General features: G+C 65.6%; 10 protein-coding genes and 2 pseudogenes. 5 read left to right on the top strand and 7 right to left on the bottom strand.

Features of this window, described 5'->3' with window-relative positions; genetic code table 11:
- The first annotated feature begins 172 nt into the window (after positions 1 to 172).
- A complete protein-coding gene (locus J2X34_RS04655; RefSeq protein ID WP_429516240.1) occupies positions 173 to 526 on the top strand; it encodes a hypothetical protein in 354 nt (117 codons plus the stop codon).
- On the opposite strand, the gene J2X34_RS04650 is transcribed toward J2X34_RS04655, so the two are convergent.
- Both J2X34_RS04650 and J2X34_RS04645 read right to left on the bottom strand, forming a co-directional pair.
- Positions 527 to 1,213, bottom strand: coding sequence for a response regulator transcription factor (locus J2X34_RS04650; RefSeq protein ID WP_429516239.1), 687 nt, complete (start codon positions 1,211 to 1,213; stop codon positions 527 to 529). It lies immediately after the preceding gene.
- Positions 1,210 to 2,478, bottom strand: coding sequence for a histidine kinase (locus J2X34_RS04645; protein WP_429516238.1), 1,269 nt, complete (start codon positions 2,476 to 2,478; stop codon positions 1,210 to 1,212). The genes J2X34_RS04650 and J2X34_RS04645 overlap by 4 nt, the downstream gene beginning before the upstream one ends.
- 109 nt (positions 2,479 to 2,587) lie before the next feature.
- Here J2X34_RS04645 and J2X34_RS04640 point away from each other — a divergent pair, with 109 nt between their 5' ends.
- Both J2X34_RS04640 and J2X34_RS04635 read left to right on the top strand, forming a co-directional pair.
- Positions 2,588 to 3,337, top strand: coding sequence for an ABC transporter ATP-binding protein (locus J2X34_RS04640; protein WP_429516237.1), 750 nt, complete (start codon positions 2,588 to 2,590; stop codon positions 3,335 to 3,337).
- Positions 3,334 to 5,265: an FtsX-like permease family protein gene (locus tag J2X34_RS04635; protein WP_429516236.1), complete on the top strand. Its 1,932-nt coding sequence runs from the start codon at positions 3,334 to 3,336 to the stop codon at positions 5,263 to 5,265. Before J2X34_RS04640 ends, J2X34_RS04635 begins: the two co-directional genes overlap by 4 nt.
- 72 nt (positions 5,266 to 5,337) lie before the next feature.
- Here J2X34_RS04635 and J2X34_RS04630 read toward each other — a convergent pair.
- Both J2X34_RS04630 and J2X34_RS04625 read right to left on the bottom strand, forming a co-directional pair.
- Positions 5,338 to 5,852: pseudogene (locus J2X34_RS04630) on the bottom strand (transposase); the annotation flags it as partial.
- A gap of 619 nt (positions 5,853 to 6,471) precedes the next feature.
- Positions 6,472 to 6,591: pseudogene (locus J2X34_RS04625) on the bottom strand (phosphatidylserine/phosphatidylglycerophosphate/cardiolipin synthase family protein); the annotation flags it as partial.
- 415 nt (positions 6,592 to 7,006) lie between these two features.
- Between J2X34_RS04625 and J2X34_RS04620 the strand changes: the two are divergent.
- Together J2X34_RS04620 and J2X34_RS04615 are read left to right on the top strand one after the other, a co-directional pair.
- On the top strand, positions 7,007 to 7,897 hold the full coding sequence (locus J2X34_RS04620) for a crotonase/enoyl-CoA hydratase family protein (protein ID WP_429516235.1): 891 nt from the start codon (positions 7,007 to 7,009) through the stop codon (positions 7,895 to 7,897).
- The gene (locus tag J2X34_RS04615) at positions 7,860 to 8,510 is read left to right on the top strand and encodes a TetR/AcrR family transcriptional regulator (protein WP_429516234.1); all 651 of its coding nucleotides are present in this window, start codon (positions 7,860 to 7,862) and stop codon (positions 8,508 to 8,510) included. The genes J2X34_RS04620 and J2X34_RS04615 overlap by 38 nt, the downstream gene beginning before the upstream one ends.
- Positions 8,511 to 9,647: 1,137 nt before the next feature.
- On the opposite strand, the gene J2X34_RS04610 is transcribed toward J2X34_RS04615, so the two are convergent.
- The 3 genes from J2X34_RS04610 to J2X34_RS04600 all read right to left on the bottom strand — a co-directional run bounded on the left by J2X34_RS04610 (position 9,648) and on the right by J2X34_RS04600 (position 14,050).
- Positions 9,648 to 11,279, bottom strand: a complete 1,632-nt coding sequence (locus tag J2X34_RS04610; RefSeq protein WP_429516233.1) for an AMP-dependent synthetase/ligase — start codon at positions 11,277 to 11,279, stop codon at positions 9,648 to 9,650.
- A gap of 99 nt (positions 11,280 to 11,378) precedes the next feature.
- Positions 11,379 to 12,497 (bottom strand): serine hydrolase domain-containing protein, encoded by a 1,119-nt coding sequence (locus J2X34_RS04605; protein ID WP_429516232.1) that lies wholly within the window; start codon positions 12,495 to 12,497, stop codon positions 11,379 to 11,381.
- The gene (locus tag J2X34_RS04600) at positions 12,494 to 14,050 is read right to left on the bottom strand and encodes an acyl--CoA ligase family protein (RefSeq protein WP_429516231.1); all 1,557 of its coding nucleotides are present in this window, start codon (positions 14,048 to 14,050) and stop codon (positions 12,494 to 12,496) included. The genes J2X34_RS04605 and J2X34_RS04600 overlap by 4 nt, the downstream gene beginning before the upstream one ends.
- Between the last annotated feature and the right edge of the window lie 89 nt (positions 14,051 to 14,139).

The raw sequence follows: 14,139 nt of genomic DNA, 5'->3' as shown, positions 1-14,139 counted from the left end.
CGACGCCACTAACTCGCGATCTGAACCTGGCTGCCGCGGCGGCGGGCGGCCAACGAGTCTGTCTTCGGAGCTGAGGTAGGGCTGGGTCTACCCGAATGCACGGGCCTGGCGTATGCCGCCGCCGAGGCGAGACGGGTGGAATACCAGTATGAGAAATCTTCTTCATGCAGGTGTGGCCGGAACCATTCTGATTGGGGCGCTGACGTTGACGAGCTGTGCCAGCACAGAGCAGCGGGAGGAGTCGTTTGCTTTCAGCGGGCAGCGATTGGACGTCGTGAACTCACACGCGAACATGCCGGTCACCGTCTCATCAGAGGCCGACACCAAAGAGGTGGTTGTCACTGTGCAGACGCAGACGATGGGCAAGAGTGCCAACACTCCGGCGTGGTCGCTCAGCGGCAGCAGCCTGAACCTGGATACGCCGTGCGGGGATGGCGTTATCGGGTACTGCGAGGGAAGCTACTCGATCGTCGTCCCGGAGGGGACCGAGGTCTACATCAATGGCGTCCCCGCGGCGACTGCGTGATCAGTCTCGGTCCTGCGCCTGCAGATAGGCCAGAACCGCCGCGACCCGACGGTTCTGGTCGTTGTTGGGCGGGATGTCGAGCTTCATCATGATGTTTCCGATGTGCTTGACCACGGCAGCCTCGCTGATGAACAGGATCCGCGCGATGGCGGCGTTCGAGTGTCCTTCCGCGACGACCGCGAGGACCTCGCGCTCGCGAGGGGTGAGCTGGTCGAGCGGGTCGCGGCGGCGGCGGATCATCTGGCTGATCACGGCGGGATCGACCGCCGTGCCGCCGGAGTGCACCCGGCGCAGGGTGTCTGCGAAGTCCTGGACATCGCTGACGCGGTCCTTCAGCAGGTATCCGATTCCGGAACCGCCCGCTCCGTCGAGCAGATCAGCGACGTAGCTTTGCTCGATGTACTGGCTGAGCACGACGATCGGCAGATTCGGCTTCTCTTGCCGCAGTCGCGATGCGGCGGCCAGTCCCTCGGACCGGAACTCGGGCGGCATCCGCACGTCGGTAACCACCAGGTCGGGGTCGTGCTCCCGGCAGGCCGCCAGGAGCTCGTCCGCCGTCCCTACGGCTGCGACGGCGACGAAGCCGTTGCTCTCCAGCAACATCTGAAGCCCCTCGCGTAGCAGCGTGTTGTCTTCCGCAAGGACTACACGCAGCGGTGCGGCGGGATCCGGTCGTGACGCGGTCATCCCGCGGTTCCGTCCGGGACCGCGACGGTGATGACCGTCGGCCCGCCGAGTGGCGAATCGATAGTGAGCGTGCCGTCCAGCGCGGCGAGACGGTCGGTGATCCCACTCAGCCCGCCGTCCTCGCGGCGCTGGGAGCCGGCGCCACCGCATCCGTCGTCATGGACGCGGATGTGGACCTGATCCGGCGTAGGACGGTGCAGCAGGATATCGACGCGGCTGGCGGCGCTGTGCTTTACGACGTTCGACAGCAGCTCAGCCACGCAGAAGTAGAGGTTTGTCTCGACGTCGGGTGCCAGGCGGGTGCCCAACCGCTCGTCCACCTCGACTGGGATGGCGAAGCCGTCCGCGACCTCCCTCACTGCGGAACCGAGGCCGTGGTCGATCAGCACCTGGGGGTGAATGTTCCGCACGACCCTGCGCAGGTCGTCGAGGGTCTGCCGGGCCTGCTGTTGTGCGCGCACGACGTCGTCTCGTCCGGGGACGTCCTGCGGGAGTGCGGTGAGGGCGAGGCCCAGTGTCATGCTCACCGACAACAGCTGCGGCTGGATCGCGTCGTGCAGGTCGCGTTCGATGTGACGGCGCTCGATGTCGAAGGCACGTACCAGCCGCGCCCGCGACTGCGCAGTCGCGGTGAGGTCGTGCCGCAGCCGCTCCTCCGGCCGCGTCAGCACCTGCCAGACAAGTCGCGCGTGCGCGCTCGCGAGGGCCGGCGAGATCCACACCAGCAGGGCAAGTAGAACTGCGCCGACGCCGGCTGCGAGGATGCTGTGTGCCACCGTCGAAATGGTGAATGGGCCGATGACGGCGCTGTCTCCGGTGATCGCCAGGTACGGGCTGAACATGGCGACAACCGAGCCGATCACTGCGAGCAGCACAAGTACCGCGACGGCGCCGCCGAGGGTAAGCATGACGACGGTGTAGGCGATCGGGCGCACGAGTGTCTTCGGTTCACGCAATTGGATATCGGGTCGTTCTGCCTCCGCGCCGTCGTGCAGCGGCGCGGCGGCAACCCAGTCCGTCTTCGCGAGGACGGCCGAGGTGAGCGGCAAGCCGACCCCCAGCACCACTAGTCCAGCGACGAGGAACGCACCTGTTCGCTCAGCACCCCAGTCCTTTTCGGTCGTTGCGATCAGGATCGGTGCCGCCAGGAGCGCCGATGCGGCGACCGCGAGCAGCGTGCGTGTGACCGTGGCGGCGACGTACGTCGCCGCGCGCCAGCGCGCCACAGGTACCAACCCGGGGGATATCGACGTGCTGCCGTTCATCCTCGGATCCTAGGTGCAGATCCTGTACTTGCGCGGTAGAGCCAGCCCCACCATGACTTCACGGTTCAGGTCGACTGACGGCACAGACGCCGCCCGCTGAAGTGGAAGCATGATCGAACCGGAATCGACGAACACAGTTCTTCACCTTCAGGATGTCACGCGGACCTTTCCCTCCGGCGCAGACGCCTTCGTTGCGCTCGACCGCGTCACGCTGGGATGCCGCAGAGGGTCGTGGACGGCCATCATGGGGCCGTCAGGCTCAGGCAAATCCACGCTCATGAACTGTGCCGCCGGGCTGGACAGCCCCGACTCGGGCAGGGTCTTCCTCAACGGCCACGACATCAGCACACTGAGCGACGACACACTGACCCGCCTGCGCCGCACCGACCTCGGCTTCGTTTTTCAGCAGTTCAACCTGGTCGCCGCTCTGACAGCGTTGCAGAATGTGAGCCTTCCGCTGCGCTTGGCCGGCGTCCGCCAGGCGGACACAGCGGCAAGGGACGCTCTGAGGACGCTCGGCCTCGCAGATCATGCCCACCAGAAGCCGCGGGAGCTGTCCGGCGGACAGCAACAGCGTGTCGCCATCGCACGAGCCCTGGCTGCGCGACCGAGCATCCTTTTCGCCGACGAACCGACTGGAGCCCTCGACAGTACGTCCGCCGCCGTCGTCCTCGGACTTCTGCGCGACCTCGTCGACAGCCAGGGCCAGACGATCCTCATGGTGACGCACGATCCACAGGCTGCCGCCCGCGCCGACCACGTGGCGTTCCTGCGCGACGGACGTCTGGTGCGGACCCTCGACGGTGCCGACGCGCCGAAGATCGCGGCCACCCTCGCAGACCTGGAGTCCCAGCCGTGACCGCGCTCGCGGCCCGTACGTTCCTCGATCGTTGGCAGTTGTTCGTCGGGACGATCGCTGCGGTGGCGATCGGCGTGGGGATCGTGCATGCCGGGATGACGATCATCCTCGGCGTAGAAGGCGCTTCGCCGCCCGTCAACGGGGACCCGAAGGCGGCCGAGGCGTTCCGCCAGGCAGCCAGTGGCGCGAGCACGCTCACCGGAATGACCGTGATGCTCGGCGCCCTTCTTACCGTGTTCGTGGTGGCCTCGACGATTGGTTTCGCGGTCGACCAACGCCGACGTGACCTCGCGACGCTACGGATCGCGGGCGTCACCGCCGGGCAGATTCGGCGTGTACTGCTTGGGGAGGCGGCCCTCATCGCGCTGCTGGGAACACTCGTCGGTGTGGCCCTGGGCCTTGCATTAACGCCGATACAGCGGGCGATCCTCACCGGTCTGGGCGTGCTCCCGGCCGAGATTGGGTCGCCCGTTCAGCCCGCCGTTCTGATCTTGGATCTCGTCGTCGCGGTCTGTGTCACGGTCCTGGGCGCGTGGGGGAGCGCGCGGCGTGCGACGCGTGTCCGCCCCCTTGAGGTGCTACGGCGAGGCGAGACGGAACGTCGGGTGATGGGGGTACGACGGTGGCTGACCGCAGTGATCGCCGTCCTGCTCACAGTGGTCCAGGTGTACTTCTCGGCCACCAGCGGCGGGATGCTCATCCCGCTGCTGCTCGGACTGGGCATCGTCGTCACTGCTTCCGTGGCGATGAGCTGTCTCGCTCCGTTGCTGGTGCCAGCCGTCGCGGGTCTCGTCTCCGCTCTCGCCGGGCGGCGTCCGGTGACCGCGGTGGCAGTGGCGAACCTGCGTGACGCGGTACGCCGCACGGCATCCTGTGTGGCACCGATGATCGTCCTGGTGAGTCTCGTGATGGGTCTGCAGGGCATCCTCGACACCCAAACCGCTTCGGCCGAGTTCGAGCGCAGCCACCTGATCCGTGCCGATCTCGTCGCATCCGGAGCAACGTTCGACGTCGGCAGGGCCGAGACGATTCCCGGGATCGCCGTCGCGGCGCCCGAAACGGTCGTCCCGCTCGCGGTGAGGCTCACCCGCGGCGGCGTGGTCCTGGACGGCCCGGGAACGGTGGTCGCGGTCGACCCGGACCGTTTCCGGCAGACGCGGCTCTTGCAGCCGGAGTCAGGCGATCTCGCCGACTTCGGTTCGGGAAGCATCGTGTTCGGTAACGGGCTGGACAGCCTGATGGTCAACGGTGAGTACGAGCAGATCACGCTGCAGGTCGATGGCACCGCCATCCCGCTGACAGAAGCCGCACGCATGCCGGAAACTCTGGCCGGGACGGATGGCTTCTACATCGACCGCGCGATCCTTCCCGCGCAGGTGCTCGAGCGGTACACGACTGCGCTTGTGCAGCTGGAACCGGACGCCGATGTCAACCTGGTGCGTGCCGATCTCGCGGCGCTCGGCGCAACCCGCATCGAAACACCAACGGCGGCAGCGCAGGACGACTCGTCGACGAAGGATCGGGAGAACCGCGGGGTGATGGGTGCAATCGTTGGACTCGGCAGTCTGTACGCCCTGATCAGTGTGCTGAGTACCGTCGCGATCTCCATCGGACAGCGGCGGTCAGAGCTGGCCACACTGCGCCTGTCCGGCATGACGCGCCGCCAAGTCCTGGGCGCAGTCGTCGTGGAAGCCCTCTCAGCAACGCTCATCGGCCTGTTCCTCGGAGCAGCCGCCGCGGTGACGGCGCTCGTCGGGTTGTGGATCGCGACGTTCCGCGCATACGGCACCGCTGTCATTGCTGTCCCCTGGCCGCTGCTACTCGGCATCACCGCACTGACAATGGCCCTGACCGCAGCCACCTCGATCGTGTCAACACGCTCTGCGTTGCGCATCAGCGCGATTCGCGCTGTCGGCACCCCGGAGTGACCCTGCCGGGGACCCGACATGGTGGGTCCCCAGCAGGTGCATTGGGGTGCACCAGGCCCCGACAATGACCACGATGCCCATGCCACGAGTCAGTTCGGCGTGCACGCGCCGGGATCCGTAGGTCTGGCGCGAGGCGTCGTGTACCTCCTTGATCAAGCCGGTGAGCCACTGACGGCGCATCCGCGTCGCCGACATCGGGCGGGTCTTGTACATGTAGTAACCGGGGCTGCTGACCCCGAGCAGGCGGCAACAGACCTTGACCGGGTGTACGGCGTCGACGAGCGAATCGATCACCGAGTGAACCCTTTTGGGGTGGGGCGGTCCTCCCCGAGGAGCTTCGCTGCCTTACGGAGGATCTCGACCTCGGCCTCGAGTTGCCGGATGCGCTTGTTGGCTTTCGCCAGCTCCGCGCTCTCGTGGGTTGCGATCCCGGGGCGCTCGCCGCGGTCGATCTGGTCTTGGCGGACCCAGTTGTGCAACGCGCCGGCGCTGATGCCGAGCTCCGTGGCAGCGGTGGTGATCGGTTTGCCGGCGCGGACGAGTGCGACGGCCCGGAAGCGGAACTCCGGCGGATACGGTCGGGGCATGGATCGCAGCCTCTCAGCAGGGCTCGATCTTCACACCGAAATGGGTAAGAAACCCTGGGGCAGGTCAAGATGTCAACCAAACCGGGGGCAGTCCCGTGCGCTCGAGCTGGGTGGTCCGGGGGTGGCGCCTGGTGCGTGCGGGGTGGTTCGGGGGCCGCGTGTGGGCGGTTTTTTAATTGTGTTGTGGCACAACAATAATGGGGAATTTGTTTGGTGCGGTGTGGATTCGGGGGTGTTTGCGCGTGTGGTGTTGGGTTTGTGCTCGTGTTTCCTTTGGGGAGTGCATGTTTCGGTGTTTCGGGTGCCGGTGCCGGTGCCGGTGTCGGTGTTGGCGTTGGGGGGTGGGGGTGTCGTGGGGCATGGTGGGAGCATGATTTCGGGACGGGTTGAGAGCAGCGAGGCGAGCTGCAGTGGTTGGGACTGTTATTTCGGTTTCGAGCGGAGCGTAGCGACGCGATCGACGGCAGCGTGACGCCACCACCATCGAGCCGCGCAGCGGCTCCCTGGCGGGGAGCGCAGCGACCCGCTCCGTCTCGGGGCGCGCAGCGCCCCGAGACGGAGCGCCGGGGCTCCCTGGTTGCTCGCGGCTCCGGATCTCCATCGGGCCCACGGTTGGCCATAGGTTCCAGAGCCGCAGCAGTGCGGATCGGAGACCGGGGGAGATGATTCGGTGGTCGGTGTTCAGTCGGGGGTTGGGGCGTCCGAGGTGGGCGAGTCGTGTTTCGGCTTCCGGCACCGAGCGAGTGTTTCCCCCTCGCCGGGTACCGCCCAGATCGCTCACGACCCCACCGCGCCGAAGCGTTTGGCGTTGCCCCGACCTTGCCGCCCGACCACCATCGGTGGTCGATCCCAACTGGCGGCCACTACCGAACGTACCCACGCTCGCCGAGTCCGCAACCCGGGCAAACGACCTTACCTGCGCGTGTTCCGGTTACGGACATGGAAATACGCTTGCCGGGAAGTGGAATACACCGCGCCCCGGGTTAGGTCCGAGCGGATGGCGATGTCGTCCACGGCCGCTCTCGGTGATCTCGAACACCGAATCCGAAACCGTCCAGGCCAGCCACTCAGTCCGACGAAAGACCGAGGTCACTGGCCCTTGACAGCTAGGCTAAAGTGAATTCAGTTCAGCAGTTCGGCCTTGAGGAGGAAGAATGTTCCAGACTTTGCTCTACTCCGTTTCGGATCATGTGGCGACGATTACGTTGAATCGCCCCGAAGCGCTAAACACGATCGTTCCGCCGATGCCCGACGAGTTCCAAGCGGCTATCACCAAAGCAACACAAGATCCACAGGTGAAGGTCATCGTGCTTCGTGGATCCGGCCGATCTTTCAGTGCCGGCTACGACTTCAGCGGCGGATTTCATCACTGGGACGATCAGATCAACACCAACGGGCAGTGGGATGCGGGCAAAGACTTCGTGTTCGCGACCGCGCCGACGGAGTCGCCCACGCAGAAGTTCATGAGCATGTGGCGTTGCCCCAAGCCGGTCATCGCCCAGGTTCACGGATGGTGCGTCGGCGGCGCCAGCGAGACGGCTCTGTGCGCGGATATTGTCATCGCCTCAGAAGACGCGCGGATCGGTACGCCGTACTCGCGCATGTGGGGCTGCCACCTGTCCGGGATGTGGATCTACCGCCTCGGACTGGCCAAGGCCAAGGAGTACTCATTGCTCGGGAAGCCGGTCTCGGGCAAGGAAGCGGCCGAGATCGGATTGATCAACAAGTCCGTCCCGTTCGAGGACCTCGAGGCCGAAGTCGCGCGCACAGCAGAGAAGCTCGCCGCGATACCGGTGTCCCAGTTGTCGGCAATGAAGCTGATCGTTAACCAAGCCTACGAGAATATGGGTTTGGCGAGCACGCAGACCCTGGGGCCGATCCTCGACGGTCTGATGCGCAACACATCGGACGCGCGAGAGTTCATCGACATCGCCGAGAAGGAGGGCGTCGCCGCGGTCGTGGCGCGTCGCGACGGACCGTTCGGCGACTACAAGTCTGCTCCGCTGGATGAGCAGCCGAACCCGAACCATGTCATCGTCCCCTAGATCGCTGACGGCGCGCGGGCGAGCCACTCGGCAGCACTTGATCGACACAGCTCGTGCGGAGTTGTTGCACGGGGGCGGGACGTTGGAGGTCGCTGCGGTCGCCGAAGCTGCCGAGGTCTCCCCGGGACTGCTGTACCGCTACTTTGGCGCCAAGGACGGGCTCGTGTCGGCGGTCGTCCACGACTTTTACGACTCGTACAACGATGCGGTGCTGTCGGCCCACATGGCGCCGGAGGCAGACTGGGCGACTCGTGAGCGGATGCGTCTCGCCCGGGAGATCGATTTCCTCTGCGAGGAGCCGATGGCTCAAATCATCGTGGGGCGGCAGCTGCGGGAACCCGCAGCTGCCGCAGCGGATGCCGAGCGCCTCGCCGAGCACATCGATCTGGCGGCACGCAATGTTGCGTATGGCCAGCGCATCGGTCAGGTCCCGACGTCCATCGATGCCCGCCTGGTGGCAGCCGCCTTCATGGGTGCCTTCCGCGAGCTGATGGCCGAAGCGTTGAGCCGGGAGGTCGTCCCCAGCCGGAAGACTCTGTTGGACACGATCTGGAGCTTCGGAGGAAGTCTCGGGCTAGCGGAAGCGCCCGAGTCGCGGTCGTCTCAGGAGTGATGGGCGAGGCAGGCGAGCATTCGTGGATAACACGTACGCGGCCGACCGGGCTCGACGACCGAGTCGTAATCAGGCCCGGGATTCAACGCGAATCCCGGGCCTGAAAGCATTTGAGAATAGATCCCTCGACCACAAACCCTCCACGCTGAGCCGGTTCGCGGAGCTCAAGGCGGACCTCTGTCCGACGCCGTCCTAGCAGCACCGAAAGTCACCGAAGAGTCCGATCACGGCGGCAACCTTGTGAGTATGAAGACAGTCGTCAATCCCCTGAAGCGTGCTCAACCCGCTCGTCACGATCACCGAGCTTGCCGAGTACGTCGGTGTGCCAATCGAGAAGATCTACGAGTGGCAAGCTGGCCGAGGTCCGGTGGCCGTCCGCATCGGTCGTCACGTCTGCATGAGATCTCGGTTCGCAAGGTTGACCAGTTCGTCAAGCGGCTCGCTTCGTCCAAGAGCTACAGCACGGCGAAGCAGGCACGAACAGTCCAGCCTCGCTCTCGGATTAGCTGTCAGATACGACGCGCTGCGGGAGGGTCCGGTTCGCGAAAACGGTGCTACTGCACAAGCCGCCGTCGCAGAGAGATGGCGCTGACCTTGGCGCAGGTCCTGACGGTTCGGAGTTGGCGACGTGGGCCCGCCGGCCAGTTGGAGCACATCAATCGAGGTCATGCTCGGTACGTCCGCTCGGATTGGTGAGGTTCTGGCGATCCGACGGTGTGATGTCGACGTCACGGTCTCGCCTGCCAGGGTGCGCATCTGCGGGGCGATCGTCTCGCGGGCAGGGAAGCCGGCCCCTCGGCAGCCTCACCCGAAGACACAGAAGTCGACGCGCGTGGTGTCGGTGCCTGGTTTCGTAGCCGAAGTCCCTTCGACAGCGGCTCGTAGCCGTCGACTCTCTCGTAGCCGGAGCATCGGGTCTTCTTCACTCGCATTGGCGCGCAGCTCACGACCAAAACATTCGAAGTCGGCTTCGGGCTGTGCTCTCGGAGGCTGGGATCGAGAGGGTCATGCCGCATGCTTTCCGGCGGACGGTCACCACGGTGCTGGACCGGGCGAGCGGTCCAGCGCCGTGGCCGAGTTGGGTGGCACTCCGCGAGATCGTGGAAATGAGGCGAGGGCGCTAAGCCCGCCGACAGGCTAGAGGTCGCTATACAGCGACTTGATCACGTCCGCGAACTTAGACTGGACCGTACGGCGCTTCAGCTTCAGGCTGGGAGTGAGTTCCCCGCTGCCGACGGTCCACTCCGACGGGAGTACATGGAACCGCTTGACCTGTTCGACACGCGCCAATTCCTCGTTCGCAGCGTCGACGGCTCCCTGAATTTCCTGGATCACGCGGGGATCCTGACTCAGTTCGGTGAAGGAGCTGAACTCGATGCCCGACGCCTCGGCCCACTTCTGCGCGTACTCGGGATCGAGCACTAGGAGGGCGACGATGTAGCGTTCCCGATCTCCGTAGGCCAACGCCTGACCGACCAACGGGTGCCGCGTCAACAACGCTTCGATCGCGACCGGAGCGATGTTCTTCCCGCCGGAGGTGATGATCAGCTCCTTCTTGCGGTCGATGATGTAGAGGAACCCCTCTTCGTCACACCGGCCGATGTCACCGGTGTGCATCCAGCCGTCCTCATCGGACGCCGGTGAAACTGTGCCGTCATCCTGCAGGTATCCGGCGCAGACGATCGGTCCCCTAATCAGGACCTCGCCGTCCTCAAGCATGCGCATCTCGTTGCCCGAGATCACCTTGCCGACCGAACCGATGCGCAGTTCATCGGCCGGAGTCGTCGTGGCAATCCCGGTCGTCTCCGTCATTCCCCAGCCCTCGATAATGGATATGCCGGAATCCTTGAAGTACTGCTGAACATCGGCGACCAGCGGGGCTCCGGCACTGCAGGCCCACGTGACGCGGTCGAGTCCGACATCGGCGAGTGTGCCATTCGGGTTCGACCGCAAGCCGGCGGCAATCTTCTCCCAAACGCGAGGTACCCCAAAAAACAGCGTCGGATGCACCTGGCGAAGATGCGGGATCAGGTCGTCCAGGTTCGGGCAGAAGGTGACGTGTCCCGCCTTGACGATCGGCGTGTAGATCGAGATGATCCGCTCGGCGATGTGCGCGAGGGGGAGGTAGCAGATGTTGCTGGCGTGCTGCGGAATCCCTGTTGCCTCATCGAGGCTCTCGACGTTGGAGATCACATTGCGATGGGTCAGGATGACGCCCTTGGGAACACCGGTGGTCCCTGAGGTGTAGATCAAGGTCGCCGGATCCTCGGAGGTTGCAGCGCGCCACTTCGACTCGAAGGCCTCCAGATCGACGTCCTCGACCACGAGTGAATCCCAGGTCCGGAAGCGCGTTTCCTCTGCGGCCGCCGCGCCTTCGTCGAGGACCACGATGTGGCGAAGCCCCGGGAGTTGGTCGAGCAGCGGCAGCCAGCGATCGACCTGCTCCTGGCCCTCCAGCACGGCCACCACGACCTTGGCGTGCTGGGCGACGAAGGCGATCTGGGACGTCGGCATCGTGCCGTAGATGGTGGTTGGAACAGCCCCGAGGTGGACAGCGGCCTGGTCGGCCAGCCATTGCTCCGGACGGTTGGACATCATCAGCGCCACGCAGTCGCCGGGGCCGACGCCCAGGTCGGTGAGGCCTTGTGAGATCTGCGCGATCCTCAGCTGGGCTTGTCGCCAGGTCAGGGTCACCCCTTCGAATGACAGCGCCGGAAGGTCGCCGAACTTCTCAACGTTGCGGTTGACATAGGCGGGAATCGTCAACATCGTTAGAGCCTTTCACTTTGCAGGGGTGGGATCGGGTCGGGTGACCATTCAAGAAGCGGACGGATTAGCGCATCCGGCGAGTACCCCGAGAGTGGGTGCTCACAGGAGCGTGTAGATCTGGGATAGGAAGAGGCGTGCCCTCTCTGAGCCGACCAGGTCGGGCGCCATCTTGTTCATTACGTAGGCCACGACCAGGTGGTTGGCAGGGTCGATGACGAGCATCGAGCCGCCCCAGCCGCCCCAGACGCCGGCTCCTTCTGGGAGGTAGTCGAAGCTTGCCTTGGTGGCGAGCGCGAGTCCGAGTCCCCACTGCAGCGGCAGCCCGAGCACGAGGTCGGGGCCGTCGGAGTGTGCCTCGAACACGCGTGTTCGTACGGCGGGCCGCACGAGGCGGTCATCGAGGAAGGCTTCTCCTACGAGGGCCACCGAGCGCGCGTTGCCGTGGCCGTTCGCGGCGCCGATGTCGGCGTCGCGCCAGGCATCGGTGAGTGTGGTTTCGGCACTCACGCGGGGAGCAGTGAACGTCTGTTTGAACAGCGGTGGTCGGTCGTGCGCAAATGGTGGTGGTGATGCGGTCGGTGGGATCAGGGTGGCCGCCCGCGAACGCAAGGCTTTCGGGAGCCCGATGTGGATGCCGGCACCGAGTGGCTGTGCGACGTAGGTGGTGACGTAGTCGCGCAGCGGCATGCCCGCTGCACGACGCAGGAGCTCGGACAGGGGTGTTCCGAATGAGGTGGCGCCGTACCCGGACGCAGTACCCGGGGTCCACCACGTTTCCTGGCTCGCGAGGCGGGATGCGGCGTAGCGGTGGTCGTAGAGGTTGTCGAGGGTGAAGGGAGGGTCCCAGGCGCAGACACCGCTGGTGTGGGAGAGGAGCTGGGCGAGGGTGACCGAGGCTTTGCCGCCCGCTGCGAACTCGGGCCACGAGTTCGCCACCGGGTCGTCCAGGTCGAGCAGCCCGCGATCCACTGCGTGGAGCGCCGCCAGCGTGGAGACGACCTTCGTGATCGACCAAATGTTGACGAGTGTGTCGCGCTCCCAAGCATCGGCGGCCGCGGGCGCTCCGACGCGGCCTGCCCACAGGTCGGCCAGAACCCGTCCGGCATGCCGCACGTGGATACTGACGCCGATCTCTTCTCCGGCGGCGAGTTGTTGGCTGAGGAGGTCTCGCAGTGGCTCGAAGGCCGGATCGGTGTGGCCGTGGACGATCTCGTTCATTGGATCCGGCGCTCGCGGCCGGCCCAGGCCTGGTCCCGCAGGACGTATTTCTGGATCTTGCCGGTCGAGGTCTTGGGAAGGTCGGTGAAGACGACGAGCTTGGGTGCCTTGTAGCGCGCGAGCCGGTCCTTGACCCACTGGGCGATCTCGTCCTCGGTCGCGGACTGCCCGGGTTTGAGGGTTACGAACGCCGCGGGCACCTCGCCCCACGTTTCGTCAGGAGTGGCGATTACCGCGACCTCCAGGACTGCGGGGTGGTCGGCGATGACTTGCTCGACCTCTACGGAGGCGATGTTCTCGCCGCCGGAGATGATGACGTCCTTGCTGCGATCGCGCAGCTCGACGTAGCCGTCAGGGTGCATGACGCCCAGGTCCCCGGTGAGGAACCAGCCGTCGCGACAGGCCTCCTCGGTGGCCTGCTCGTCTTTGAGGTAGCCGAGCATGAGGTTGTTGCCACGCAGCGCGATCTCGCCGATGGTCACGCCGTCGCGTGGCACGTCCTGGCCGTTGGGAGAGATGACGCGGGCGGTGCAGGCAATCATGTTGGCGACGCCCTGGCGTGCCTTGAGGCGGGCCTGTTCTTCGACGCTAAGGGCGTTCCATTCGGGGCGCCAGTCGCAGATCATGGCGGGTCCGTAGGTCTCGGTCAGCCCGTAGAGGTGGGTGACGTCGAAACCAAGTCGGCTCATCTCTCGCAAGATCGCGGGCGAGGGCGGGGCCCCTCCGGTGGCCATCTTGACTGAGCGGTCGAGGGCGACAGCGTCGTCGGCGTACGCGATCATCGACAGCACCGTCGGGGCTCCGCACAAGTGGGTCACCCCCTCGTCGCGAAGCAGCCGCCAGATCTCGCCCGGATCGACCTTCGGGAGACACACATGGGTGGCTGCGGCAGCGGTGACAGCCCAGGGAAAGGTCCATCCGTTGCAGTGGAACATCGGCAGTGTCCACAGGTAGGTCGACGACGTGTTCATTCCCATGTGACCCACCATCGAGACGGCCTGCAAGAACGCGCCTCGGTGGTGGTACATGACGCCCTTGGGGCGACCGGTGGTGCCCGAGGTGTAGTTGATCGAGATGATGCTGCGCTCGTCGTGCACAGGAGTGCGGAGCGGATCGGAGCCGGTGATGAGCGCCTCGTACTGCTCGCCCGCCTCCACGAGTCGCAGTCCCGGAACGGCCGCGGACACCGTGGCAGCGAGGTCGGTGAAGGTGGGGTCGTAGATCAACACCGACGCTTCTGAGTGCTCGACGATGGTCTGCACCTCACGCGCCGAGAGCCGGGTGTTGATCGCCACGAGCGGGATCCCCGCCCACGGCACGCCGTAGTGGGCCTCCAGCAGCACGTGCGTGTTGGGAGCGATCACCGCGATCGGGCGGCCCTCTGCCAGCGGTGCAAGGCCGCCCGCTAACCGGCCGGCTCGCTCGTAGAGGTCGTCGTAGGTCCATCGCTGGTCGCCGTCGATGACGGCGATCCGGTTGCCGTGGCTGTCCTTGGCGCGCTGGAGGTAGGACAGCGGTGTCAGTGGCTCGTAGGACATGGCCGGGTCGATCATGGGTTCTCCTGCATCGTCTTGTGGTCGGATCGGAGGCTTGGCAGCCGGCGGCATAGCCTGGTCATCGCGGCGAGCCACCTGTCGTGGTC

The organism is Rhodococcus sp. BE178, assembly GCF_050433545.1.
Lineage (GTDB): Bacteria > Actinomycetota > Actinomycetes > Mycobacteriales > Mycobacteriaceae > Prescottella.
This window is presented reverse-complemented; position numbering and strand designations above follow the sequence as displayed.